Here is a 25,170-nt window from a genome sequence, read left to right on the forward strand (position 1 = left end):
ACTTGTTCGAGCCTCAGGAGTGCTGGAACTACCTCAAGGCAGCCGGATATGCGTCTGTTTAACCGTCCGATGCTTTAGACAGAATTTGATTCCAGCCGTGCTCGATCTGCCCCAATGAATGACCGCTCAGGGTCGATGCTGTTGAAAAACTCGCTCACGAGACTCGCGGCATCTATAGGTCGTATAGGGTTGTTTGAGCGACTACAGCATCGGGTATGCTATCGCTGGCGAAAATGAGGCTTTGAGAGTTTTTCAACAGCATCGGGTCAACCTCGGTCGTTAAGCGCGGCCGTGACAAGGTCCGCTCCTAACCTCCGACCTGCCCTACCCTCTCCGGCTGCAGCAATGCCCGTCAGGCAGCCAACAGTCTTTTGCCCAGGCTCTCTCCTTGAGGGGGTATGGATCATCGACCGCAGTTGGCTGGGAGATTCCAGGACCAAACCTTGCCTTTCCCGGATCGCTATTCATTTTGCACCGCACAAATTCGTCGCGGCCTTCCTGGGGCGAACGCGGCACCAGATGCGTTAACTTTGCGTCAACAGCCACAGTCGCTGGAGGAAGGAAGAGCTAAATGGGCCAGAGCTTCTGTCCGCAGTGCTCCTGCGATGCAGCATCTGTCCTAAGCTTTGCCACGAATGAGGGGATGCTTCGCCGCCGCTGTCCAGTGCCACGTCTGCGGATTTGAGAAGCCCACCGATCAAGGTTTCGAGGACGAGCAGACTGCCCGCGAAGCCGCAACCCAGGCTTGGTTGGATGGGATGGAGCCCCTCCCCTCAACCCCTCATGTCTTGCGGTCGTGACGAGGTCCGTTCCTCACCTCGTGCCCTCTCCGCCCCTGCTCCAGTTATGACAACAGAGGCAGCATGGGGATCTCTGTGGGCGAGACTCCTATCCGTCGAGGTTTTTGATCCTCACATCCTCAAAGGCTACGCTTCGGGCTAAATGCTAAGTTATTGCTTCGAAATAGGATTACGTCGGTAAAGGAAGCCAAACAGCAACTGGCTATGGTTTGACAGACGGGTGCGTCCTATCCTGCCAAGCTGCATCTTAAGCCACTTTATCTGAGGTCCACTCACGGATGCTCATGTGGAGCCTTATAGTGTTGAAAGGGCCCCAGAAGTCCTTGTTTTAAGCCATTTTAGTGGGCCCGAGGGAAGCCCTGCCCTCTTTGAGTGGTAAACGAAATCCCTCACCGATCGTCTTCAAACGATCGGTTGCTCATAACTACAGGAATGGCTCAATTAAGCCGTTTTCAGACTGTTGAGCACGTGCCTTCAACCGGCTGCGAGGAGGCGTTCCCGAGTACTTTAGCGCTGCTGTTTTCCAGCAAATATCTGCTGCCCGAACCATAGGATCGTTTCCGCAATGTTATAGCTCAGAGGAGCTGTAACCACGACCCCAACTGGCCAGTTGCGGCTATCTACAGACATTGTACAAAGGGTTAGCTTTAGGGGGCAAGATGGCCGTGGCGATACCGATGGAGTTCCAGCACGCGTCGGAGGACTTCGAAGCCTTCTTACGAGATGCTCGTGACATCTCCGGCCTGTCCACGCGCAACCAGACCTACACGATGGCGCAGGCGGTCCTCGTCACTTTCCGGCGCCGGCTCTCCGTTATCGATGACATCCGCTTCGCTAACGCCTTGCCACCGGTCCTGAGGGTGCTTTTCGTTACCGACTGGGACCCAGAGGAGCCGCAAAGGGAATTCAGGGATCCAGCAGATTTGGTCCATGAGGTTCTGAGCCTCCGCTGTTATCCCAACTTCTCGCCCCAGACTGCCATACGGGATGTCGCAACCGCTCTACGCCGCCACGTCGAAGAGACGGCTCTGGATGATCTCCTGGGGCGCATTCCTCCAGGTGCGGCTCAATTCTGGGCAGTGACTTAACATTTCCGGTCTTTCCATCGCCACCCTGTCAGAGGCCAATTGCAGCCGTGCCCCCCTCCCCTCTCAAAAGCAACTTGATCGGATACGCCCGCGTCTCAACCGAGGACCAAGCCACCGATCCTCAGACTGACGAGCTTCGCGCTGCCGGCTGTCTTGTGATCCATCAGGAGTTCGCCTCCGGCGCCTCGCGGAGCCGCCCGGTCCTGGCAAGCCTTTTGCGCAGCATCCAGCCCGGAGAGACACTTGTCGTCGTCCGTCTTGATCGACTAGCGCGATCGGTGAAGCACCTCCTTGAGGTCATCGAGCAGCTGGAGGCCCGCGGCGCGCATTTCCGTTCCCTGCGCGACCCGATCGACACCACAACCCCACAGGGCATGTTCTCCCTACAGGTTCTGGGGGCTGTTGCCCAATTGGAGCGGTCCTTGATCGCCGAGCGCACCAAGGCAGGTATCAAGGCTGCGGCCCGACGCGGCAAGCTGCCGGGCAACCCCGGCTTGAGAGCCCGCGATCCGATTGCAATTCGCAAGGCGGCGGCCGGCTGGTCTCGCGCTCATCTCGAAGAGGTTCTAGAAACGCTCGACACTTGGCTGCCCACTGTCCGTCGACTGCGCCCTCAACACACCTGGGATGACGTAGCACGTATCCTCAATGCCTCAGGCCAATCATGGACAGCGGAGCGACTACGCCGGACCACCAAACGTCTAGTGAAGGAGGGCCTGGCCGAAAAGGCGCTCTTATCGAAGTCCCCTCCCCGGCTCCCGAGCGAACGCCTTCTGACCCTCGTCGCTGGCATTGCTATAGCAGCGCCTGAGCTCACCCTACGTGACATCGCAGCCCAGTTGGAAAGGATGCGAGAGCGGGCTCCTCGTGGAGGCAGCAGATGGTCTGCTTCATCTGTGAAATCGCTCCTCGACCGGGCCAACAGGCTCGGGTTAATTGCCAAGGGCGAAGCCGCAAGCTAGGCTTATATTCAAATCCTCACCAATCCGCATCTGACTCGTCGAAACCTGACAGTTCGGCCGCGATCTCCTGCAGCGCCCGATCCAATGCGCTTCGCCGCCCGCCGGTTCTAGTGGAGCGACCAGCCCCCTGCCCTACCCGTACCAATCGTCGCTTGACGGTCCTAACCCCTCTCACGATCAGGTGGGCAAGCTCATTGTCGCCCAGCTCGTTAACCATATCTTCGATCTCGTGCCTGCTAGCCCGCTTCGCCAAAGAACTGAGCGACACGGCCTCTATAGGTTGCTCCTCCTGAGTTTTCCTCTGGATGGCAGGGGTTGGACGCTTAGCTCCAGTCGGCTTGGGTGGGGATACTCCGAATAGGTCCCCTTGCATCTCGTCCCATAACTGTCGCCGCCTCGTCGGGCTTCGTCCCAAAGGTTGGCCTCCCCTGCCGTGCTGGATGGTAAGACGGTCAACCCACTCCCGAATCCGTGATCACCCCGCCCTCCTGGTCTATATTGTCACCGCACGGGGCAGATCATCGGTCCAGCTCCGCAGCGGCTAACGCCGCGACCTGTAGGTCAATGGCGGCCAACGGATCACCGTCGCCCAAGAACCACGCAGCCGATAGCCCAGTCCAGGCTAGGATCCAGCGTAGTAGCCGTCGCCGCTCCAGCCCCGCGGCGGCAGTCACGATATCCAGACGCCGCGCAAAGCGGCCGGGCATAGTTGCACCCGGGTTTGTGGGATTGGCCAGATCGGGGTTCGTAAAGATGTTGGCGAAGTCGAAGCCGCGCTCCCCAACCAAGCGCTTTGGATCGATGGCGAGCCAGCCGCGTGACCCGAAGTCGAGAATGTTTCCGTGGTGCAAGTCACCGTGCAGAACCCCAACCTCTCGAGGCTCAGCCAGCAGCGTACGGGCCGCCTCAGCGCATTGGACCAGGATGCCCCCATGCGCGGCGGCTGCTGGCTCCAGGTCACGAAACCAGTGCATCAGTGGGATCAGGTCAGGATACGGTTTCGGCCTGGGGGGCATGCAGCCGGGCTGCAGTAGCACTCAGAATGCGGCAGGCTTCGTCATCGCGCCCTGATCGGGCCATTTCGGCGAGAGAGGCAGAGCCCGTAGCACGCTCCAACAATAGGGCTTCATTATCTCGAGCCAGAACTCGCGCCGCGCCTTCTCCGTCCCACCATTCCATTAGCACGGCGCCGAAGCGCTCATCCTCCTCATGGGATATCTTGAGCATGGCCGGCTCGCCACCCTGTGTTACCGGCAACAACCGAGCGGCTGGGGTGGTGATAGGATCACCATCGGGAAGCAAGTTCCAAAGGATCAGGTAGCGCTCAAACATCGTTCAGACATAGCACAGCGTATAACCGCTTTGGAGACGCAGGTCACAATGAATGATGGGTACCGGGCGCCATGTCTTATGCACGAGGAATGGAGGTGGGTCATTGATCAGTTGTCCGCGGACAACTAGGTCTTGAACTCCTAAAAGGCGGGTGGTCGCGGTGTTCGAGTGGCAACGGTCCTTTTTCTGAGACCAAATTTCGGCTCAGAATGAACTGGTGCGCAGCCGACCCTCGTAGTCACGTTTACCGAGCGGCACGCCTCGCGAGCGCAGGATGTTGTATGCGGTGACGGCGTGGAAATGGAAGTTTGGCAGAGAGAAAGAGAGAATGAAGGTCTCCGGCGTGAAAGCCAGCCGTCTCGGGCCGATCTGGAGGTCCAGGTGCTTGCCCGCGCAGTCATTGATCTCTTCGGGGACGAACGCCTCCAGCGCCGCTTCTGCCTTGGTGATCATCGCCTGTAGGTCAGTGAAGGGAACAGCTCCGACCAAGGCGGGAGGGGTGAACGCGCCGGTCTTGAGAGCCTCGACCCCCCACACGGAATGATGCCATGCCGCTTCGATCTGAAAATGAAATGGTGCCATGTCGTCGAAGAGGCGGGTGTTGACGAAGCTATCGGGATCGACATCGGTGTTTGAAAAGTGGGTGGCCGCACGGTCGAGAAAGCCTCCGACGGATCTTACGGTTTGCAGGAAGGTCGGCACGCTCAGGTCCTAGAGTGATGTCCGCATTGCCTTCCTCTCTCGAGCAATTTGAACCATAGTGAGTATGTGGCGTGATGGCCACAACGGCAAGGCAAACGCGGTCATAGGCTGGCGGTCATGCCCATTGGGTGGAACCCTGATTCAGCATTGGCATGAGCCGATACGATCTGATCGACTTTGATCGAGCGCTTTTTCTCGAAGCTGAAGCACTTCCGCCGCGTCGCTACCCGCTACGACAAGCTCACCGCCAACTTCCTCGCCATGGTCCAACTCGCCTCGATGCGGATGTGGCTCCGAGCTTATGAGTCTAAGGCCCAGGCGCTGGACGTCAGGTTCGTCCCGCTGCAACCAGTGCGCACGAGATTTTAAATTCGAGAGTTGTCCGCGGACAACCCATGCCTCCGACCCGTTCCACACTGGGTCCGCCCTTTGAGAAACGGCGGCCTCCACACGGCTCCTTTCAGTCGGTTGTCCGCGGACAACCGATCTCTGGGACGAAGGTGGCCAAGTTACAGCACGACCGATCCTACAAAGGGCAAGATCATTCCGTTAGCTTAACTCCCGTTTTGGGACAGCGATAGAAAAGGGTAGGGGATGTCCCACGGCACCTTGATTAATGAGTTGTCCGCGGACAACTACACTATCCCGCAGATCTCACTCCAGGCCGGACGGATGACCGAAAAGCTCCCAGAGGTTCTCCTTCCGAACCTCAAGATCGTATTCTGCGGGACGGCTGCCGGTAACCGCTCTGCCGCGTCCGGTGCCTACTACGCGCAACCCGGCAATCGCTTTTGATCGACCCTCGCTCGGGTAGGGCTGACATCTAGAGTGCTCCAGCCCCTCGAATTATTGGGATTGCCCAAGTTCGGCATTGGCCTCACTGATCTCGTAAAGAAGGCGTTCGGAACCGTCATCAGTCTCGCGGATAGCGACTACGACATTGGGTCTTTCGCAGAGCCTATGGTCCAGTTCGCACCCAAGATCATTGCGTTTGACGGGAAGGGGCCGCGGCCAGGTCCCTCGAGCGCCGAACTGGGAAGATCCCTACTTGATTCAGATCAATGGCTGGGGGGCGCGGACCTTCGTCCTTCCGTCCACGTCAGGGCTGGCATCCCGTAACTGGCAGATTGAGCCATGGCGTGAGCTGGCACAGGCGGCCTCCATGCTATGCTACCTGAAGGAAACGGCCCCGTTAACCATATATGTGCACTCTCCCTAAGCCACTCCGCTATGGCGCAAACACACAGTTGCTCGCACCGAGAGTAGAGCTGCACTGGGCGGCCCAGGATGGGTGGTCCGCGGACAACCGGCGGCTGGTGCCCAACCGGCGTCTCCGATGAGAATGGCTCCAGCGGCTTGGCCGTCGCCTTTCTGAGAGGGGCCCGTGTCCGACAAGTAGGGGAGGGGGCGGTCGCCGCTGCCTCCAATTCTTCGGTTCAGTCGAAAGTATTTCGCCCTATTCGGCTCACTTGAGCAAATTTCGGGCGTGCTATTAACCGGTTCTTAACATCCAAAGGGCGTACTGAGGTCAGCGCAGATTTACCGATCTAGGGCCAATTCCGCGCGGAAACGCAAGGAACCGTACATGACAGCAGTTCAGCAGCCTTCATCCATTCCTGTAATCCCACCGGCTCTCGACACCGCTTCCAATAAGCAGCAGATCGTCCTAGACGCCGACATCCTCGCAAAAAAGCTACAGGAACACACCCAGAGGATCTTTCCCCCGGTTGCGAAGAAGGCCATTCGCCGCTTTACCTCAAGCGAAGCCTCGAAATTCCTAGGCATTCATGAGGGCTATCTCCGGCAACTTGCGGCTGAGGGCAAAGCTCCCCTCCCAGAGATGCAGCCAAATGGCCGGCGGACTTTCTCGATTGAGGAAGTGAACGCAGTCCGAGAGTTCCTCGAAGGGACCAAGTCCAACCGCCGTTATATCCCTCATCGAGTTGAGGGCGAGAAGCTCCAAGTCATTTCGGTCATCAATTTCAAGGGCGGAAGTGCGAAGACGACAACGACGGCCCACTTAGCTCAGTATCTTGCTCTTCGCGGTTATCGCGTGCTCTCTATCGACCTAGACCCGCAAGCCAGCCTTTCGACACTCTTCGGAAACCAGCCGGAACTCGACGTGCGGGACAACGAAACGCTGTATGGGGCAATCCGGTTCGACGAGCATCGTACCCGGATTGAGAACATCATCCGGTCGACTTACCTCCCGGGCCTCCATTTCATCCCGGGCAATCTCGAGCTCATGGAATTTGAGACAACTGCGCCTGCGGGAAGGAACTCCAAGATCTTCTTCATGCAGATTCTGGAGGCCCTGGAGTCGGTGGACCAGCACTACGACGTTGTCGTCATGGATTGCCCACCGAACCTCGGTTACCTGACCATGGCGGCTCTATGTGCTGCAACATCGCTTCTTGTGACAGTTCATCCGCAGATGCTTGATGTGCTGTCCATGGCTCAATTCCTCAGGATGGTTGGCGAAGTCACGACTACTCTTGGAAGGCACCGCGACGACTACGACTGGCTGCGCTACCTTGTCACTCGATACGAGCCAAGTGATGGCCCTCAGAACCAGATGGTTGGATTCATGCGGTCACTGTTCGGACATCGCGTGCTGCAGAACAGCATGCTGAAGAGCACCGCGGTTGCGGATTCCGGGATCACAAAGCAAACCTTGTACGAAGTCGATCGGACGAAATTCAACAAGGGTACTTACGACAGAGCTTTAGAGGCCTTGGACCTCGTTAACGGCGAAATCGAAGATCAAATCCGTAACGCGTGGGGGAGGCAGTAATGGCGCGCAAGAATCTTATTTCCTTTGGGAACAATGATGCTGATGGCTCCCCCAGCGAGAACCTTGGGACTGCTGGAGCACCCGCTCCCAACCCTGTAGGGGAACTCCAGGCCGAGGCCGCTGCTGCAATCACCAGTGATCGTCCTCTCGCCGACCGGCCACTAGCCCCTCGTCCTCTTGCAGATCGTCCACTCGCAAGCAACGTTGCTAGCGAGCGGATCGCCATGCTCCCAACCCAGCTTCCATCTCTCAAGACCTCGCCTCTTCGGGCAATGAAGGAAGCTGTCGATTCTGTTGGTCGCGTTGAGGAACTCGAGGAACAGCTTAGAGCTGGTCACACGATTGTCGATCTCGATCCTTCAGAGATTGATGCGTCGTTTGTTCCTGATCGAATGGCCTACTCAGACGAAGCGCATAAAGAGCTCGTCGCAGCCATCAAGTCTGAAGGGCAGCAAGTTCCGATCCTGGTACGGCCACACCCGGAGCTCTCTGGGCGGTACCAGGTAGCCTACGGCCACCGTCGACTTCGAGCGATCAAGGAACTCGGCATAAAGATCAGAGCCGTCGTTCGAGAACTCACCGATGAGCAACTCGTCGTTGCTCAAGGCCAAGAGAACAATGCCCGCACAAACCTGAGCTTCATTGAGAAGGCTCGTTTCGCATCACGCCTGGAAGAGCGCGGCTTCCGGCGGGAAGTGATAATGCAGGCACTTTGCGTCGACAAATCTATGCTTTCAAAGATGCTCTCAGTCGCAAACGCAGTTCCCGGTCACATCATTGATGCAATCGGCCCTGCACCGAAGATTGGCAGAAGGAAATGGGAGGACCTTTCCGGATTGATCAAGCCACGCACCATTGACAATGTTCGCAGTGCGATCGAGCGGGCCGAGAAGGCGGGCCGCGACAGCGATGCCATTTTCGAAGCTGCGTATAGGGCACTTATTACGAGGGAACCTGGCTCAAAACCTGAAGCCTGGAATGCTCCCGATGGGCTCCGTCTCGCGAAGATTTTAGTTACGGAAGACAGGTTCTCTCTTGTCATTGATCGGAAGGTGTCCCCAGAATTTGGGGACTTTCTCAAATCGCGACTAGAAGATCTCTACAACGAGTTCCAAGGCGCCAAGCAAGATTGATCTGTGCGTTCTGGAGGGCAGTTGCGTTCAATTGCCCTCGCTCATGAACGGGCAATTATTGACCGCACTCCTAGACAGATTGGAGCAATCAGAAAGTGGGCTCGTGGTATAACGACCAAGGCGGTAGCAGGGGAGGGTGCCGAACTTGGAGGGCTTGCTATCCACAAACGAGCCTTTGTATACACTCCAAAGTTGGGTGCAATGGACCGTTTGAAGACGTCTTTTAAGCCAGTCTGTTAACCAGCCGGGGAGGGCAGGGCTTTCCCGCATCCAGCAAAAATGCTTTGAAAACAACGGCCTTAGTGGCCTGGCTGGCAACGACTGGCCTACATAGGTGCCCCTGTTTCGATCTCAGATGAAGCAGTTCACGATGCAGCCAAACAAGATGCCATTCTCTCGGTCATCAGACCGTAACCATCTCAAAAATAGCTTCGCCTGACGCGCCTATTCCCTCGTGCTTCAATGACTTAGCACCAAGCCGAAGCGTGACTTTGAGGGGCTGGTGACCTTAAGTGAGTGAGCCCTTTCCGGAAGCCATGCTGCTTCCATTGAGATGATCAGGGGAGGGTACGAGGCGATGCACCGCCCAAAGAGCATTCACCACAGCAAGAGAGGAGAGGGGAGGGGAGCTGACAGCCGATCACCTGCTGGTCAATCGACGAATGAGCCATATAATCCTTCCCTCGGCTCAAAACTTCGCCCGTGGCCTCACCTTTATCTTCAGTTCGCACATGGCGAGGACGGGGCTGGCGCAAACAGAACGGATGCGGGGAGAAAACGGTCATGGATTACGTGAGGCTTGGCCGCTCCGGCCTTGAGGTGTCCCGCCTCTGTCTCGGCTGCATGACGTACGGGGTTCCTGATCGCGGGAACCATCCCTGGACGCTCGACGAGGACCAGAGCCGCCCCTTCATCAAGCGGGCCCTGGAGCTCGGCATCACGTTCTTCGATACGGCCAACGTCTATTCCGACGGCACGAGCGAAGAGATCGTTGGTCGCGCACTCAAGGATTTCGCACGGCGCGACGAGGTGGTGATCGCCACGAAGGTGCATGGGCGCATGCGCCCGGGACCCAATGGCGCCGGCCTGTCACGCCTTGCGATCATGACCGAGATCGACAACAGCCTGCGCCGGCTCGGCACCGACTATATCGATCTCTACCAGATCCATCGCTGGGACTACGCGACACCCATCGAGGAAACGCTCGAAGCCCTGCATGACGTCGTCAAAGCCGGCAAGGCGCGGTATATCGGGGCATCGTCCATGTATGCCTGGCAATTCGCCAAGGCTCTCTACACGGCCGACCTGAATGGCTGGACGCGCTTCGTGTCGATGCAGAACTACTACAATCTCCTTTACCGCGAGGAAGAGCGGGAGATGCTGCGGCTGTGCCAGGCAGAAGGGATCGGGGTCATTCCCTGGAGCCCGCTCGCCCGCGGCCGCCTGACCCGTGACTGGGATGAGACCAGCGCCCGCTCGGAAACGGACGAGTTCGGCAAGTCGCTGTACGCCAGGACAGCGGAGGCCGATCGCCGGGTGGTGGAACGGGTGGCTGAGATCGCAGCCCGCCGCGGCGTTCCCCGGGCGCAGGTTGCGCTGGCGTGGCTGCTGCACAAGCCGGTCGTGACCGCACCCATCGTCGGCGCCTCGAAACCGCAGCACCTGGAGGATGCGGTGGCTGCCATGTCCCTCACGCTGTCACCGGAGGAGATAGCGGCACTGGAAGAGCCCTATGTGCCGCACGCACTAGCTGGTTTTGTTTAAGTGGGAGGTGGTCAAGCACGGCCGCGAAGCTGATCTCCCTCGGAGTTGTCTCAACTGTACCTGTGTGCGCTCTGCCTTGAGTTGGGCTGCCGATTGCTCAGTCCCGGTACTCTCGTACCAAGCGCGCGATCCGGTTGAGGTGGTGGTCGTGGATCTCGAATCCTTTTAGACCGTGGATCGTGTCGAAGAGATAATCCCGGCAGGAGCCGAGTACCCCACAGGCCGTCGCAATTGTCTGGGCCGTTGCGGCCTCCGAGACAGGACGCACATAGTTCGGCGCTGCGCGGTTGATGGTGAAGGCGATGCCAGACATACCGTGAGGGAGATCGGGGCCGTGCAGCCGGACCCAACGCGGTACATAGGCTCCTGTGACCATCTCGCGCCGCCAGACCAACTCGAGCTCAGCCTCTGCCTCGGAACGAGCGATGCGAAGGGCTACGCCCCGGCAGGAGCCGCCGCGATCCAGCCCAAGAACCAGACCGGGGTGTTGCGGCGTTCCGCGTCCAATCGGGGTGGCTAAGCAGAACTGCCGGTGCCAGCCTCGGATCAACACGGGTTGCCGTTCGACATAGTGGAAGGCCGGGTTCCAGATCAGCGAGCCATAGGCAAACAGCCAGACATCGCCCGGAACAGGTTGAGCCGCGAGCGTTGCTTCCAAGGATTGGTGCCGATCCTCGTCACTCAGCACCCGAAGGTTGGTGCCCGAGCGAGCGATCATCTCGTTGACAAAGCCGTTCTGCAGAGCCTCCCGGGTCATCGGGTGGAGTTGCTTGTTCCCGAACGATCCTTCCATTCCATCCTCCGCCTGATACTCAGCAAGACGCTGGGTGATATATAGCCCCTGAAGCAGCGGCATGTTCATGCCCCTGACGCATGGCAGTGCCACGCAGCGCGTCAGAAGTTTGCTTGCAGCAGGCACACCGGACACTCCGACAGGGCCGTGGATCTCGGACGCTGCCCCGACCCGGACCTTACATATTGGCAAGGCACCGCCATATCGGGCGGTCGCTCATGTGCTGGGGCAGGGATCCTCCTGCGCTCTACCTCTATCCTGCTGGAACAATCCGAGGAACAGCGGGCTCTGTTCAGGCGTTGGCGCGACTCCAGCGGAGCCTAGGTTCGGAAACCTTAAGTGGGTGAAGCCTTGCTGGAATCCATGCTGCTTCTGCTGCGATGATTAGGGGAGGGCGGGAGGCAGTGAGCTGCCCGCTAGGCATTCACGGTAACCTGAGAGGGAAGGGCAGGTCAGGAGCGAAAGCGAACGCTCCCAGGGTCAAGCTGAGGGGCCGCCCGCGATCTGACGCGGATACGGTCCTGGCGGTGGGCGCCAATCTCACCGGGGCTGGATGGCGACCGTTGCGGCGCACGGAGTCCCTGTCCGGCAAACATTGCAAGGGCTCGGGCCGACCGTGTAACGTCAGATATCGTATAGCTTGCTGAAGTCTCTCGAGGTTGAAGTCAGGGCGAGGAGCGCGCCGCAACCTACTTCGTCACCCTGCAGGGAATGTGAGATCGTGGCCTGCGCTGTACCCTAGGCTTCAAGGAGTGGCGCTCATGAAAGTTAAGGTCATCGGCTTGATGATCGCCTTCTGCATCGCCACACCGGCGGTCGCCGAGGTCGATACCCCATCGCACCTGTTCGGTCAGTTGTTCGTGGATGTGCAGATGCAGGGAGTCTTCCCTGACGGCAAGACCTTCGTCGACGCGCTGCCGAACGATACACCGGCCGCTATCGTGCAACGCTATGAGGAGGAGCGGGGCAAGCCTGGCTTCGACCTCTCCGCTTTCGTTCACCGAAACTTCACTGTCCCGTCTACAAAGCGCAGCGCCTATCGCAGCGATCCCAGCGAGGACGTGTGCCGCCACATCGACGATCTGTGGCAGGTTCTCGAACGCAGGCCCGACAGCGTGCCGCTCGGTCCTTACTCGTCGCTCCTGCCGCTGCCACGGCCGTATGTCGTGCCGGGTGGACGCTTCGACGAGGTCTATTATTGGGATTCCTATTTCACCATGCTGGGGCTTGAGGAAAGCGGTCGCCACGATCTCGCGGTCAGCATGGTCGAGAACTTCGTCAGCCTCGTCGACCGGTACGGGCATATTCCCAATGGCAACCGGAGCTACTTCCTGAGCCGCTCGCAGCCTCCCTTCTTCGCATCCATGGTGGAACTCATCGCCGCCAGAAGTCGCAATCCTGCCACGATATATGCAGCTTTCCTACCGGCTTTGAGCAAAGAATATGACTTCTGGATGGAAGGCGCCGACACGCTCGAGCCCGGCAACGCGCATCGTCGTGTCGTGCGCCTCGACGATGGCACGCTCCTGAACCGCTATTGGGATGACCGCGACAGCCCACGCGAGGAGTCCTATCGGGAGGATGTCGAGACGGCTCGCGCGTCGAACCGGCCGGCGGCGGACGTATACCGCGATCTCCGGGCTGCCGCTGAGAGCGGATGGGACTTCAGCTCGCGCTGGCTCGGCGATGGCAAGTCGCTCGCAACCATCAACACCACCGCTCTGGTACCGGTCGATCTCAACAGCCTATTGTTCCACCTTGAGACTGTCCTCGCCAAATCCTATGCAGCATCCCGCAAGCCGGAAAAGGCCGTTGAGTTCAGGGCACGCGCACAGCTGCGCAAAGCGGCGGTTCGGCGTTATCTCTGGGACGACCGCGAAGGCGTTTTCACGGATTATCTCTGGCGCGAGGGCAAGCTGACCGGGAAGGTGACTGCTGCCGGCTTGTCCCCGCTGTTCTTCGGACTTGCCACTCAGGCTCAGGCGGATCGTATGGCTAAGGTGGTGCAATCCTATCTCCTGAAGCCCGGCGGCCTTGTGACCACCACGGTTCAGTCGGGTCAGCAATGGGATGCGCCGAATGGCTGGGCGCCCCTGCAGTGGATCGCGATCGGGGGTCTGAGTGCCTACGGCAAGCGAGCCCTTGCCCAAACGATCGCGCGGCGCTGGATCGGCAGGGTCGTCACCGCCTATCGCAACACCGGCAAGCTCATGGAAAAATACAATGTGGTGAACCCTTCGCTCGCGGCCGGTGGCGGGGAATATCCGGGCCAGGACGGTTTTGGCTGGACGAATGGCGTGGCGCGAAAATTACTTGTGATCGAAGATGGTTTAGCGGCGGGCACTCGCTGCGTGAGCCGGGCCGCAAACGACGATCTGCCCTCGGGCCTGCCCCGACCCGGCAGAAGCCTGAAGGCCGCCCCCTAACTTTGCTACCAGTACAGCTTCCTGACGAGCCGCGTCGTTGCATACTGGACGATCACAGCGCAGGCGAGCGGCTGGGCCGCTAGCCCTCGAAAAGAAAGAGCCGCGGGCGCGGATGCACCAGGATATGGCGGCGTGCGAGATCTGGTTTGATTGGGGCATCTGAAAATATGGGGTGGCTTGTGCCGTTGCCCGATGGAACAAGGTTCGTGTTAGAACGGACGGCAATGAGCGGTCGTAGCCTGCTTCCTGCAGAGCGCAGCCGGCGGAGCGGCCGCCCCTTGAAATCTCATGCTCTCCTATCTCTGGTGATGGAGAGTTTGGTCCTTGCCTGTGGAGCTGCCTCTCATGGCATCCGGACGAGATCACGGTCAGGTCAGGCCAGCAGCGGTGGCGGGCCAGTTCTACCCTCGCAGCCCGCACCAGCTTCGCACGACTGTCGAGGCGCTTTTGACTGGAGCAAGGATTGCCCCCGTGGCGGCTCCGAAAGCCATCATAGTCCCTCATGCCGGATACTCTATTCCGGCGCGGTTGCTGCCACCGCCTTCACCGCGCTGCAGCCCCATGCTGGTACGCTCACGCGGGTGGTGCTGATCGGGCCAGCGCATTACGTGCCGTTCCGCGGCCTTGCTGTGCCGACAGTGGATGCCTTCGAGACGCCGCTCGGGATTGTGCCCCTCGTACGGGAAGGCTCTGTTGCATTAACCGCGGAAGGCACAATTAGCAGCGTGCTTTCCCGGTGCAACTATCACCATATGCTGTGGCTTGACAGGTTAATGCAACAGAGCCAACCATACTCCTCATTAATTGTGCACAAGCGTCACCCGGCCTGCGCGACGCGTTCATGGCGGCGGGCGGGATGAGCCGCGCTGAACAAGGGCGATCCGCTTGAGGTAAACGAAAGCTCCGTTGCACTAGCCCGAAGCAAGGGAGCGATCTCGTCCATGCGAGCCTCGGTCATTCGTACGCTCGGTCCGGCAATGCTGATCGTTCCGATCGGTTCGTTGGTGCGAGGAGAGCATATTGCGGCGGCAACCGCCGATGTCCCGGCCTCGTACGCATCGACCACCGTCGCGTAGCCGCGCTCCCGGGTACGATGCACCCGCTGCAGCAGATCCTGAACCGTCCTCGGCGCATTCGGCCCGAAGCCGTCCCGGCCAAAGCCCTGCTTGGCAACTAATTCAAGGGCTTTCTCGTCGCTGAGGCAGGACATCCAGGCGTGGCCATTGGCGGCGGCAGCGAGATAGACCTCCGCCCCGTCATCCGGATCGTACCGCAGACCCCTCTGGGCGCCTTGGGCCTTGGCGACCCAGGTTAGCCGATCACCATCGATGATGGCGAGGCGGACCAGCTCCCCGGTTCGATGAGCGAGATTGTCGAGGATTGGCTGCGCGACATCGGTCACTCCGTTCTTCGATAGGAAAGCAAAGCCGAGCGCCACGATCTTGGCCGTCAGCCGATAAGGCCCTCCCTCCCGATCCTGGCGGACATATCCGCCCCCCTTCAGGTCGGCAAGAACGCGGTGGGTCGCCCCGCGAGGTATATCGAGCCGGTCGGAGATCTCGATCAACAGGAGATCCGAAGAGGACTGCGCTAGCAGCTCAAGGATGGCGAGAGCGCGATCGCGGATGCCGGTCATACGTGTCCCCTTTGATGCCAGCTATCCTAGCCTTTGTGAAATCGAATTCCAATATCTACTAAGACCAAAGTAGAATAATTTATATATTGGAAAAAGTTTCCAAATACCGTAATCGGGTGTTGGAAATATGAAGGACTCGATCTCCAGCTACTGGGCAGAACGTCTTTGCAGACTCCGGTCCAGCTAAGCCAGATCGTCATCCAACAATTATGACCCGGCACGAGCATTCCCGCCTTCGGCCGGACGGGAGCGATGAAGATGGGACTCCGGAAGCTAGGCGCGCATACATTCGGATTTGTCTGGGAACAGACCGCCGAGGCGACCATCCAGGCTCTGGCGGCAGAGGGCTTTCGCTCGTTCCAACTGCTCGCAAGCCCACCCCACATCGATCCCTTCAACGCTTCCAACGACGAGTTGAACGCCATCCGGTCAGCGGTCGCGGCCTGCGGGGGCAGGATCGTCTCGGTTGACCTGCCGGCCAGCGAGTTCAATCTGGCCAGCCCGATCAAGGATGCTGCCCGCTTCTCCGTTGAAATGTATAAGCGGACCGTCGAATTCGCCGCCGCCATCGGCAGCGAATACATCACCGTCACCTCTGGTCGGAGGCACGCCCTCCTTCCAGCTCCGCAGGGGCACCTGGAAGCGATCTTCACGGATTCGTTCGACCAGATCGTCGAAGCCGCTGAGCGGGCCGGGATCCGCGTCCTTCTTGAGAACCATCCCCACGGTGTCCTGCCGGATGCGGAGTCCATGGTCCGATTCCTTAGCGACGCGAGGTACGACTCTGTCGACGTGCTGTATGACGCCGCCAACGCCGCTGCCATCAATGAGGACCCCGTTGAAGGGCTCCGGAAGGTCCTGCCCAAGACAGGCGTCGTCCATTTGTCCGATGCCCCCAACGGCAGCTGGCGGCACGATCCGATCGGAGCCGGAGACATCGAGTTCGGTCCGATCATGGAACTCCTCAAATCGGCCGGCTATGCCCGGCACGTCGTGGCGGAGATCATATCCGACGCTCCCCTGCGAGACCTTATCGAGGCGAGGGAGTACTTCTCGCCGATCCTGAACGTGAGGAATTGATCATGTCGCTTTCCGGCCGGGCATTCCTGGGCATCTGGCATGACCTAAACGACGGCTACGAACACGAGTTCGACCGCTGGCACACCAACGAGCACATGCCCGAGCGGCTTGGCATTCCAGGGTTTCGCCGCGGCCGGCGGTACATGAACCGGAACATCACGAACCACCTGTGCTTCACCCTCTACGAGGGTGCCCATTTGGAGACGTTCCGGTCCCCAGGTTACCTTGCGCGTCTGAACGCGCCAACCACTTGGTCGACGCGCGTCCAGCCCGGGATCACGAACTTCCTGCGCGGAGCATTTGAGGTCGCGGCGTCGCTGGGCGAGGGGGTCGGCGGAGGACTTTCAACCTTCCGCATCGAACTTGAACCCGAAATGAGGCTTGCGACCCTGCGCACGCTCCGGCACCTCTGCCTCGACATCAAGGAACTCGACACGGTCGTGGGATCACATCTGGGATCCGCAAGACCAGAAGTCACCGGCATCCGCACGCAGGAGATGGAGCTGCGGCAGTCCACGAGCGCCGAGAACTCGCTCGACGCGGTTCTTCTCGTCGAAACCATTGGGCTTGCCGAAGCGCAATCGATTGTGCCGAAGGTCACGGCCCTTCTCCAGGTCGACGGGGTCCGCAACGTAGCGTCTGCCTCGTATTACCTCGCATACCTGCTGGACCACTAACGACCTGCGTAACGTTCACTGTGACGGGAATTGGACATGAGGACTCTATTAACGGGAGGCGGTGGCTTTCTCGGCGCTTGGATCATCAGGCGGCTTTTGGGATCCGGAACCGATGTCTGCGTCTTCGATGCGAGTGACAACCGGCAACACGCGGCCGCTCTCATCGGTGATCTTGTCCACGGTCTCGACTGGCGCGTGGGCGACATTGCCGATACCGCGCAAGTCGTGGCCGCTGCCGAAGGCTGCGACGCCGTCATCCACCTGGCCGGCGTCTTGACGCCTTTTTGCAGACGCGATCCGCTGGCCGGGGCCCGCATCAACGTTTTCGGCACGTTGAACGTCTTCGAGGCTGCCAAACATCATGGCATTCACCAAGTTATCTATACCAGCAGCGGCGGCGTCTTTGGGCTCGATGATGATGTCGTCCCGTTTCCGATCACGCATTACGGTGCCTTCAAGTTGGCGAACGAGGGCAGCGCACGGGCTTATTGGCACGATGACGGTATCGCGAGTATCGGCTTCCGACCCTTCGTTGTCTACGGCCCCGGACGCGAAAGCGGGCTCAGCGCCGGCCCTACGCTCGCATGCCGTGCTGCGGCGTTGGGTCAACCATACGTGATTCCACTCACCGGAGCCGCGGCGCTCGTCTATGTCGACGATGTGGCGGCGGCCTATGAGGCTGCCGTGAAATCCCGTCTTTCCGGTGCCCACACCATCAATCTTCCCGGCACCGTCGCGACGATGGAGCAGGTTGTCGGGATGATCCGAAAATTCGTGCCCGATGCGGCTCTGAGCTGCGAAGGCGCCCCTCTTCCCAGCATCGCTACAGCCCTGAACGAGTACTCCTCGGATCTGCTCGGGCTGCCATCCGAAACGACGCTGGAAGAAGGTTTGCGTCGGACGGTCGAGTACTACCAGTCCGCGCACAACCTCCAAGGCTAGATCCGTGGCAAAGCCATTATCAGGGAAGGAACCAGACATGAAATACGCCTCAGTGCTTGTCGCGGCCGTCGCGGCCGTTACGTCGCTAGTCTCCACAGCGTTGGCAAACGCCCAGGACATCCAGGAGCGGACGATCCGCTGGGGACACCTCAACGACCCCGGCAACCCCATCAGCCAAGGCGTCGCCAAGTTTGCCGAGATCGTGGCGGCAAAGAGCGGCGACAAGCTCAAGATCCGCGAGTTCCCGTCATCGCAGCTCGGCAACGAAATGCAGCAGCAGGCAGCCCTTCGAGGCGGCACGCAGGAGATGTTCACCGGAGCGCCGACATCCCTCGTCGGTACGGTCAAAGACTTCGGGTTGCTGGACCTGCCGTTCACCTTCAGCTCCGGAGAGCAAGCGAGAGCACTTGTCGACGGCCCCTTCGGAAAACTGCTGTTTTCGAAGCTTCCCGAGAAGGGTCTGGTCGGTCTTGCATACTGGGATCTCGGGTTCCGCAACGTGACGAACAGCAAGCACCCCATCGCGAAGGTTGATGACTTTGGCGGCCTGAAGCTGCGCGTCATCGCGAATCCAGTTTACATCGATACCTTCAAGGCACTTGGCGCAAACCCGGTTCCGATGAACTTCGCTGAGGTCTACACGGCCCTTGAGCAAAAAGCCGTCGATGGACAGGAAAATCCCTTTGCCATCGTTCTGTCAGCCAAGCTCTTTGAAGTCCAGAAGTACCTCAGCATCACGAACCATACCTATACGACCAACATCGTCCTGATGAGCAAGAAGTTCTGGGACAAGCTGTCTCCGACCGAGCAAAAGATCCTCCAGCAAGCGGCTGCGGAATCGCTGGAGTATCAGAGGCAGTTCAGCCGCTCGTACTCCGAGAAGGCACTCGAGCAGCTCAAGACGAATGGCATGCAGGTCAACGAGGTGTCGCAACCTGAGCGGGAGCGCATGCAGAAAGAAACCAGGTCGGTGACGGAGAAGATTCTCGCTCAGTACGATCCAGAGTTGGTCAAGAGTTTCCAAAACGAACTTGAGCAGTTCGGGAAGTAAGCGGGCCGTACCTTTCTACCCTGCATAGATCGTCATGCCGACGTCCCCGACACCCGGATGTGTGCTTGGGGACGTCCCGATTGTGGTTTCATGAGCCGCAAGCGTTCGGCCAGCCATCCGGAACAACTTGCTGCTAGTTGCTGCCGACGTGACCTTTTGGTTCGATGTGCAGCCTCCCTTGGATGTGAGGCACGTCCCACATCCTTCGCTGCCAAGACAGTTCCAGGTGACGATGCTTTCCGCAGGGAGAGCATCGCCCTCCGAAGGTAGCACCCGAGAGGAAACGCCAATGCACACGATAGTAGAAGGCTACTTTAAGCTGCTGAAGGTCCTGATTGCCCTCTTCCTGGCCATCATGGTCGTTCTCGTCTTCGGCAATGTTGTCCTGCGTTACGGCTTCAATTCCGGCATCACCGTGTCCGAGGAAGTCTCACGCTGGCTCTTCGTCTGGCTCACCTTCCTCGGCGCCATCATCGCCCTGCGCGAGCACGGGCATCTGGGCGTCGACATGCTCGTGAGGCGCCTGCCGAATGTCGGCAAGCGCGCCTGCCTGATCGTCAGCCAGCTTCTCATGCTCTACGCCACCTGGCTTCTCCTGCAGGGCAGCTGGCAGCAGACCCTGATCAACTGGGACGTGGCCGCCCCTGCGTCCGGATTGTCCACCGGCTGGTTCTACGGCGTCGGAATCGTGTTCGGGATCTCCTCCGGCCTGATCCTGCTGGCCGATCTTTACCGCGCCGTCACCGGCAAGCTCTCCGACGAGGAACTCGTCATGGTCAAGGAGTCGGAGGAGCAGGAGGAGCTTGAGGCACTGCAGCATGAGCTCGCCGAGCGCGACCGCCGCGAAGCGCGCCTCGCCTCTTCGGCAACGCATGGGGAGACCCGTCCATGACCATCATCATTTTCGTCGGCTCTCTTCTCTGCACCATGGCGATCGGCATGCCGATCGCCTACGCGCTACTGATCAGCGGCATTGCCCTGATGGTGTACATGGATATGTTCGACGCTCAGATCGTGGCCCAGAACATCATCAACGGCGCCGACAGCTTTCCTCTGCTGGCCGTGCCGTTCTTCATGCTGGCCGGCGAGATCATGAACACCGGCGGCCTGTCCAAGCGCATCGTGGACGTCGCGCTCGCGCTCGTTGGGCACGTCAAAGGCGGTCTCGGCTACGTGGCGATCTTGGCCGCGTGCATCCTGTCGGCCCTGTCGGGCTCGGCGGTGGCCGATGCGGCGGCCTTGTCTGCCCTTCTCGTCCCGATGATGGTCCAGGCCGGGCACAGCAAGCCGCTCTCCGGCGGGTTGATCGCGGCTTCCGGGGTGATTGGGCCGGTGATTCCGCCCAGCATCGGCTTCGTGATCTTCGGCGTCGTGGGCGGGGTGTCGATCACCAAGCTGTTCCTGGCGGGACTGGTACCCGGCATCTTGATCGGGCTAGGCCTGGCGTTTGCCTGGTGGTGGGAGGTGCGTAAGGAGACCATCGTCAGCCCACCCAAGAAGTCTGGCCGGGAGGTTCTCCGCGCGCTGCGCGAGGGCGTCTGGGCCTTGGTCCTGCCCTTCATCATCATCTTCGGCCTGAAGTTCGGCGTGTTCACCCCGACTGAGGCAGCCGTGGTGGCGGCAGTGTACTCGCTTTTCGTCGCTCTGTTTGTCTATCGCGAGCTCAAGCTCTCGGAGCTGTTCGCGGTCTTCGTGACCTCGGCCAAGACCACCGCGGTGGTCATGCTGCTGGTGGCGGCGGCGCTGGTGTCGGCTTGGCTCATCACAGTGTCGGAGATCGCCACCGCGGTGGTCGACCTGCTGGAGCCGCTCCACGACAGCCCGACGATGCTGCTGATCGCCATCATGGTGCTGGTGGTGATCGTCGGCACGGCGATGGACATGACGCCGACGATCCTGATCCTGACGCCGATCCTGATGCCGGTGGTCAAGGCCGCCGGCATCGACCCTGTGTATTTCGGCGTGCTGTTCATCGTGAACAACTCGATCGGATTGATCACGCCGCCGGTGGGCACGGTGCTGAACGTGGTGGCCGGGGTGTCGAAGATCAGCATGGAAGACCTGATGAAGGGCGTTTGGCCCTTCCTGCTGGCCCAGCTCGTGGTGCTGTTCCTGATGGTCATGTTCCCGCAACTCGTTATGTGGCCAGCTAAATGGCTGGGCGGTTAGCTGTAAAAAAGGAGTTAGTACATCGAGTCCGAACTGCTGATCAGGCTTTTGCCGGATTACTTGGTGCTTGGGCGACCCCGAGGTAACTTTGAGCCAGGATCATAGTCGCGGAGCCGTTATGGGTGGGAGATAATGGGTCCGGGTTCGTTCCCAGGTGGGGCAGAAGCCACCGGAGCCGGAGAAGGTGGCAATTACGACCGCCTGCGAACGTCTTCTGGCCGAGGTTCTGCGTCCGCGATTCCTGCCCGCAATCCGGCCCACCTCTTTCAGCTACCCGGTCGCCATCACGGGCAAATGGCATAGCAACAAATACCGCTTCCTGCAGCGCTTCCGCTCTGACGATCCGGACGCGCTCGAGCCCAAGTTCGATGCACCCTTCGCAAGTCTGGGGTATGTCGACCGCGACTGCTTTGATGTGTCATGGCATCGGCATACGGAGGAATGGTTTTGCCTCTACCGCTCTGTTTCTCTCACAGAGGCCTTGCGCCTGATCGAGAGCGACCGCTATCCGCATCCGGTGTGACGAGCCGTTGACGCCCGATTGGCTTGGATCAAGGAAGCTTGAAGGCTCATGCGACTTTGTCAGTTCTGCCTCTCACAGAAGCAGACCGCTCTCGACTGAGCGCGCTCGCCCACACGCGCACCGCTCCCCGCCTAGCTCGTATTTACTCGGTTCTACCAGCCTCTTAGGTCTTTAAAACGCAATAGGTTATGGAAGCGCTTCCAAAAAGGACTTGACGGGCCGAAACCAAGCGTTCTACCTATGGAAGCGCTTCCAAATAGCATCGATGTTGCCGATGAAGGCCCCCGAGTGCGTGCAGTCGAGAGGAAACCATGCATTATGACCCATACAGCGCGGCGTCACCGCATCCTGCGTCAGCCATCCCGCTCCGAGCCCAACTGGGCCTGAGCACCGGCGCGTTCGTCGACAACGACGCCGACCTGCTAAAGCCTGGGAATACCAAACGACGTGTCGCTGGGATCGGCTGCGGCTCGGGGTCCGGCTTTGAATCCACCACATATCGATACGCCAAAACATGATGTCGCCCTACGGCAATGTTCGCGGTGCTTGCATTTCTCAGATCGTCCGGCATGGCGGAAGAAACTTTGGATGACTTGGAGATCACGCTGGCTTAACTCGGTCGGAAGCCAGTCTCAAACTGCCGCTGTGCAGTCCTGATCAGCCGGTGGAAAGTCACCGGGCTCGGCCTCCACCCGAACGAACCCTGAAGCTACCTACGGACGGATGGGTTCTTGCAGCTCGGCCCCAAGTTAGAAAGTTGGTTCACACAGGAGTTATATTCGTGAAAATCCTGATTACCGGTGGCGCCGGATTCCTCGGCGCATGGATTGCCAAACGGCTTTTGGCAGGAGGGCATGATGTATGCATTTTCGACCGTAACGATGATCGAAGACTGCTCCGTCTGATCGTCGGGCCTGAGGCCGAAGCGGTGGAATGGCGCATAGGCGACGTGACCCGAGCTGAGGAGGTGGTAGCAGCAAGTGACGGTTGCGATCGGATCGCCCACCTTGCAGGCCTCCTGACGCCAGCGTGCCGCGCCGATCCGATCCGCGGTGCAAACGTCAATCTCATCGGAACGATCAACGTCTTCGAGGCTGCCCGGCAGCACGGCATTCAGAGTATTGCATATGCTAGCAGCGCTGGGGTGTTCGGCCCATCCGACGGCGTCGTACCATTTCCGATGACATTGTACGGGACCTTCAAGCTCGCCTGTGAGGGTGTTGCCCGGGCTTATGCTGCCGATTACGAAATTGCGAGCGTGGGGTTTCGTCCGCTCACGGTCTATGGACCTGGACGTGAGCTGGGATCGTCGGCCGGACCTTCGATCGCCTGCCGCAAAGTCGCCGAAGGTGAAGCTTACGTCATTCCCTTCACGGGTGACACCGACATAATCTTCGTCGATGATGTAGCAGCCGCCTTTGAAGCCGCCTTGCTGCGGCCTGTTTCTGGCGCGCATGTCTTCAATCTCCGAGGCGACCTGGTGAGCATTGACGCGATCGTCGCCGAGATCCGACGGGTCGTGCCAAATGCCAAGCTGTCCGCAGAAGGCGATCAGCCGCCAATCGCGGCAGACCTCGAGGCCCATGACGTCGAGGCAACCTTGGGCACATTACAGAGGACATCGCTCGCCGACGGCCTCAAGCGAACCATTGCGTTCTATGAGAACCAAGTCGCTGCAGTCGCTTAGGGGAGCGTTGAAGGAACGGGGAGGCGGTCGAGCGGCCTGCTGGGATTCCCAGGCTCTTCCGTCTTCCCATCACGATACCCTGGCAACTTCGAAACAGCTACGAGAGCTTCTCCGGCGAAGAAAGGTATCGGTGCTCTTTACCAGTGTTTCGAACGCCACACCATCAAGGAGACCGCGGCGGCCGGCAAACAGGTAGCGGAATGCCCTGGCCCCAGAGCAACCCTTCCGCGAAGAAGCCTATGATCATCCTGTTCGGAAAGCCGTCCTGCTTGATGATGGCGGGCGACAGATGAGAGCAATCTCACCCGGTTGACCGATTGCGTCGTTTCTCTCCCTTGGTAAAGGTACTGTTGCGTTCCTTGATCTCGAACCCAACGTCAATCTCGTGGGACAGCAGCGACTCGCCCTCGACTCGGCGCAGCAACACCTCGGCAATCTTTCGCCCCATCTCGACGCGATCAACATGAATGGTTGTTAGCGATGGGACGACGGCAGAGGCGATCGGCAGATCATCGAAGCCTGCAATACCCAACCGGGTGGGGACCTCAATCCCACGTCTCTGGCACTCAAGAATAGCTCCGACCGCCATTAGATCAGTTGCACAGAACAACGCATCGATCCGTTGATCGAATTTAAGCGCTAGAGCAATTGCCTCGGCTCCACCTTCGAAGCTGTTCTCGCATTCGATCACAATGGGCTGTTGCGCGCGCGGAAACTCGGAACACGCAGCTTTATAGCCATTCAAGCGATCGGTGATCCGATCATTTGGTTCATACTTGGTCGTCACATGAGCAATATGTCGATGACCACGCAGTGCCAACAATCGGGTAAGCTCTCGCCCTGCGGCAAAATTTGAGTACCCCACCACCATGTCGATCGGGGTCTCAGTCAGGTTGCTGCCTTCGATCACGGGAAGTCCACTTGCCTTGAGCAGCTCGCGAGTCACATCGGTGTGCCAAGTGCCCGTGAGATAGAACGCATCGGGACGCCGTGCGAGGAACGCGCCGACGATTTTCTCTTCCATCTCCGGCGAATGCCCGGATGCGCCAATCATCAGGTTCGTTCCACGTTCGTGAAGAACTTCGGTCAATCCCTGAATGACCTGGGCGTGCTGGGTGTATCCTATGACCGGAATGATTGCTGCAATGATGCCTGTGCGGTTTGCGGCAAGGCTGCGGGCTACGAGATTGGGCACATAGCCCAGTTCGCGCACCGCTGCCAGGACACGTTTGCGAGTCTCAGGGGCAACACTTTGGGAACCGTTGATTACGCGCGAGACCGTTCCCGCCCCGACATTGGCATGTCGTGCGACATCCGAGATGCGAACCGCGGCTTTGCCATCTCTTATCGTCGTGTCTCCCAAGGCTCACCCTTCGATTGCCGCAAATCCCTTGGCCCCGAACCCAGCCAACGTACGACGCCAGCACCAACTCTACAGCATCGCACGCTAAGCGACAATGGAAGCGCTTCCAAGAAAACCTTGACGAACCAAAACTAAGCGTTTTAAGTATGGAAGCGCTTCCAAACAGAGCCCGCAACGGCCGCCGGGCGCAGCCAGTCGGGAGAAACAAATGCACTGTGACCGTTGCAGCGCAGCGTCGCCACACCCAT

Annotated in this window: 19 protein-coding genes and 3 pseudogenes; 17 read left to right on the top strand and 5 right to left on the bottom strand. The window is 59.4% G+C overall.

What is annotated here, in order from left to right; translation table 11 throughout:
* The first annotated feature begins 1,459 nt into the window (after positions 1 to 1,459).
* Positions 1,460 to 1,888 carry a DUF2267 domain-containing protein gene (locus tag DRB19_RS16900; RefSeq protein WP_245439588.1) on the top strand — a complete coding sequence of 143 codons (429 nt, stop codon included), beginning with the start codon at positions 1,460 to 1,462 and terminating at the stop codon, positions 1,886 to 1,888.
* A gap of 74 nt (positions 1,889 to 1,962) precedes the next feature.
* Positions 1,963 to 2,850, top strand: coding sequence for a recombinase family protein (locus DRB19_RS16905; protein WP_245439589.1), 888 nt, complete (start codon positions 1,963 to 1,965; stop codon positions 2,848 to 2,850).
* Between the two features lie 518 nt (positions 2,851 to 3,368).
* Here the strand turns inward: DRB19_RS16905 and DRB19_RS16915 are convergent.
* Positions 3,369 to 4,182, bottom strand: a pseudogene (locus DRB19_RS16915) (aminoglycoside phosphotransferase family protein).
* 204 nt (positions 4,183 to 4,386) lie between these two features.
* Positions 4,387 to 4,884, bottom strand: coding sequence for a DUF1993 domain-containing protein (locus tag DRB19_RS16920; protein ID WP_245439592.1), 498 nt, complete (start codon positions 4,882 to 4,884; stop codon positions 4,387 to 4,389).
* A 177-nt stretch (positions 4,885 to 5,061) separates the two neighbouring features.
* On the opposite strand from DRB19_RS16920, the pseudogene DRB19_RS16925 reads away from it, so the two are divergent.
* From DRB19_RS16925 to DRB19_RS16950, 5 genes and pseudogenes are all read left to right on the top strand, one after another.
* Positions 5,062 to 5,253, top strand: a pseudogene (locus DRB19_RS16925) (hypothetical protein); the annotation flags it as partial.
* 225 nt (positions 5,254 to 5,478) lie between these two features.
* The gene (locus tag DRB19_RS16930) at positions 5,479 to 5,679 is read left to right on the top strand and encodes a uracil-DNA glycosylase family protein (RefSeq protein WP_114187211.1); all 201 of its coding nucleotides are present in this window, start codon (positions 5,479 to 5,481) and stop codon (positions 5,677 to 5,679) included.
* A gap of 790 nt (positions 5,680 to 6,469) precedes the next feature.
* Complete coding sequence (gene repA / locus DRB19_RS16940) at positions 6,470 to 7,678, top strand: plasmid partitioning protein RepA (RefSeq protein ID WP_114187213.1); 1,209 nt, start codon at positions 6,470 to 6,472, stop codon at positions 7,676 to 7,678.
* Positions 7,678 to 8,811, top strand: coding sequence for a plasmid partitioning protein RepB (repB, locus tag DRB19_RS16945; RefSeq protein WP_114187214.1), 1,134 nt, complete (start codon positions 7,678 to 7,680; stop codon positions 8,809 to 8,811). The genes repA and repB overlap by 1 nt, the downstream gene beginning before the upstream one ends.
* Before the next feature lie 783 nt (positions 8,812 to 9,594).
* Positions 9,595 to 10,575 (top strand): aldo/keto reductase, encoded by a 981-nt coding sequence (locus DRB19_RS16950; protein ID WP_114187215.1) that lies wholly within the window; start codon positions 9,595 to 9,597, stop codon positions 10,573 to 10,575.
* A 97-nt stretch (positions 10,576 to 10,672) separates the two neighbouring features.
* Here the strand turns inward: DRB19_RS16950 and DRB19_RS16955 are convergent, their stop codons facing one another.
* The gene (locus tag DRB19_RS16955; RefSeq protein WP_162815724.1) at positions 10,673 to 11,431 is read right to left on the bottom strand and encodes a gamma-glutamylcyclotransferase; all 759 of its coding nucleotides are present in this window, start codon (positions 11,429 to 11,431) and stop codon (positions 10,673 to 10,675) included.
* 698 nt (positions 11,432 to 12,129) lie between these two features.
* Between DRB19_RS16955 and treF the strand changes: the two genes are divergently transcribed.
* Both treF and amrB read left to right on the top strand, forming a co-directional pair.
* Complete coding sequence (gene treF / locus DRB19_RS16960) at positions 12,130 to 13,794, top strand: alpha,alpha-trehalase TreF (protein WP_114187217.1); 1,665 nt, start codon at positions 12,130 to 12,132, stop codon at positions 13,792 to 13,794.
* Positions 13,795 to 14,139: 345 nt separating this feature from the next.
* Positions 14,140 to 14,654, top strand: a pseudogene (amrB, locus tag DRB19_RS16965) (AmmeMemoRadiSam system protein B).
* Here amrB and DRB19_RS16970 read toward each other — a convergent pair.
* Complete coding sequence (locus DRB19_RS16970; protein WP_114187218.1) at positions 14,612 to 15,430, bottom strand: IclR family transcriptional regulator; 819 nt, start codon at positions 15,428 to 15,430, stop codon at positions 14,612 to 14,614. The pseudogene amrB and the gene DRB19_RS16970 overlap by 43 nt on opposite strands.
* 252 nt (positions 15,431 to 15,682) lie before the next feature.
* Here DRB19_RS16970 and DRB19_RS16975 point away from each other — a divergent pair, with 252 nt between their 5' ends.
* From DRB19_RS16975 to DRB19_RS17010, 8 genes are all read left to right on the top strand, one after another.
* Positions 15,683 to 16,510, top strand: a complete 828-nt coding sequence (locus DRB19_RS16975) for a sugar phosphate isomerase/epimerase family protein (RefSeq protein WP_114187219.1) — start codon at positions 15,683 to 15,685, stop codon at positions 16,508 to 16,510.
* 2 nt (positions 16,511 to 16,512) lie between these two features.
* Complete coding sequence (locus DRB19_RS16980; protein ID WP_114187220.1) at positions 16,513 to 17,187, top strand: hypothetical protein; 675 nt, start codon at positions 16,513 to 16,515, stop codon at positions 17,185 to 17,187.
* A 36-nt stretch (positions 17,188 to 17,223) separates the two neighbouring features.
* A complete protein-coding gene (locus tag DRB19_RS16985) occupies positions 17,224 to 18,129 on the top strand; it encodes an NAD-dependent epimerase/dehydratase family protein (protein ID WP_114187221.1) in 906 nt (301 codons plus the stop codon).
* Between the two features lie 37 nt (positions 18,130 to 18,166).
* On the top strand, positions 18,167 to 19,180 hold the full coding sequence (locus DRB19_RS16990) for a TRAP transporter substrate-binding protein (RefSeq protein ID WP_114187222.1): 1,014 nt from the start codon (positions 18,167 to 18,169) through the stop codon (positions 19,178 to 19,180).
* Between the two features lie 289 nt (positions 19,181 to 19,469).
* The gene (locus DRB19_RS16995) at positions 19,470 to 20,072 is read left to right on the top strand and encodes a TRAP transporter small permease (RefSeq protein WP_114187223.1); all 603 of its coding nucleotides are present in this window, start codon (positions 19,470 to 19,472) and stop codon (positions 20,070 to 20,072) included.
* Positions 20,069 to 21,349: a TRAP transporter large permease gene (locus DRB19_RS17000; RefSeq protein WP_114187224.1), complete on the top strand. Its 1,281-nt coding sequence runs from the start codon at positions 20,069 to 20,071 to the stop codon at positions 21,347 to 21,349. Before DRB19_RS16995 ends, DRB19_RS17000 begins: the two co-directional genes overlap by 4 nt.
* A gap of 184 nt (positions 21,350 to 21,533) precedes the next feature.
* A complete protein-coding gene (locus DRB19_RS17005) occupies positions 21,534 to 21,872 on the top strand; it encodes a DUF3024 domain-containing protein (protein ID WP_245439594.1) in 339 nt (112 codons plus the stop codon).
* Positions 21,873 to 22,653: 781 nt separating this feature from the next.
* Positions 22,654 to 23,559, top strand: coding sequence for an NAD-dependent epimerase/dehydratase family protein (locus tag DRB19_RS17010; RefSeq protein WP_114187226.1), 906 nt, complete (start codon positions 22,654 to 22,656; stop codon positions 23,557 to 23,559).
* A gap of 301 nt (positions 23,560 to 23,860) precedes the next feature.
* Here DRB19_RS17010 and DRB19_RS17015 read toward each other — a convergent pair whose 3' ends face one another.
* Positions 23,861 to 24,922, bottom strand: a complete 1,062-nt coding sequence (locus tag DRB19_RS17015) for a LacI family DNA-binding transcriptional regulator (protein ID WP_114187227.1) — start codon at positions 24,920 to 24,922, stop codon at positions 23,861 to 23,863.
* Between the last annotated feature and the right edge of the window lie 248 nt (positions 24,923 to 25,170).

Origin of the sequence: Microvirga aerophila (assembly GCF_003332305.1) — a bacterium.
Classification (GTDB): domain Bacteria; phylum Pseudomonadota; class Alphaproteobacteria; order Rhizobiales; family Beijerinckiaceae; genus Microvirga; species Microvirga aerophila.

What these genes read in the sequence shown, in the direction of transcription:
- repA (WP_114187213.1), top strand. Translation starts at nt 6,470, where the DNA reads ATGACAGCAGTTCAGCAGCCTTCATCCATTCCTGTAATCCCACCGGCT.
- DRB19_RS16900 (WP_245439588.1), top strand. Translation starts at nt 1,460, where the DNA reads ATGGCCGTGGCGATACCGATGGAGTTCCAGCACGCGTCGGAGGACTTC.
- DRB19_RS16975 (WP_114187219.1), top strand. Translation starts at nt 15,683, where the DNA reads ATGAAGATGGGACTCCGGAAGCTAGGCGCGCATACATTCGGATTTGTC.
- DRB19_RS16995 (WP_114187223.1), top strand. Translation starts at nt 19,470, where the DNA reads ATGCACACGATAGTAGAAGGCTACTTTAAGCTGCTGAAGGTCCTGATT.
- DRB19_RS17000 (WP_114187224.1), top strand. Translation starts at nt 20,069, where the DNA reads ATGACCATCATCATTTTCGTCGGCTCTCTTCTCTGCACCATGGCGATC.
- DRB19_RS16970 (WP_114187218.1), bottom strand. Translation starts at nt 15,430, where the DNA reads ATGACCGGCATCCGCGATCGCGCTCTCGCCATCCTTGAGCTGCTAGCG.
- repB (WP_114187214.1), top strand. Translation starts at nt 7,678, where the DNA reads ATGGCGCGCAAGAATCTTATTTCCTTTGGGAACAATGATGCTGATGGC.
- treF (WP_114187217.1), top strand. Translation starts at nt 12,130, where the DNA reads ATGAAAGTTAAGGTCATCGGCTTGATGATCGCCTTCTGCATCGCCACA.
- DRB19_RS16985 (WP_114187221.1), top strand. Translation starts at nt 17,224, where the DNA reads ATGAGGACTCTATTAACGGGAGGCGGTGGCTTTCTCGGCGCTTGGATC.
- DRB19_RS16990 (WP_114187222.1), top strand. Translation starts at nt 18,167, where the DNA reads ATGAAATACGCCTCAGTGCTTGTCGCGGCCGTCGCGGCCGTTACGTCG.
- DRB19_RS16930 (WP_114187211.1), top strand. Translation starts at nt 5,479, where the DNA reads ATGTCCCACGGCACCTTGATTAATGAGTTGTCCGCGGACAACTACACT.
- DRB19_RS16955 (WP_162815724.1), bottom strand. Translation starts at nt 11,431, where the DNA reads ATGCCGCTGCTTCAGGGGCTATATATCACCCAGCGTCTTGCTGAGTAT.
- DRB19_RS16950 (WP_114187215.1), top strand. Translation starts at nt 9,595, where the DNA reads ATGGATTACGTGAGGCTTGGCCGCTCCGGCCTTGAGGTGTCCCGCCTC.
- DRB19_RS16980 (WP_114187220.1), top strand. Translation starts at nt 16,513, where the DNA reads ATGTCGCTTTCCGGCCGGGCATTCCTGGGCATCTGGCATGACCTAAAC.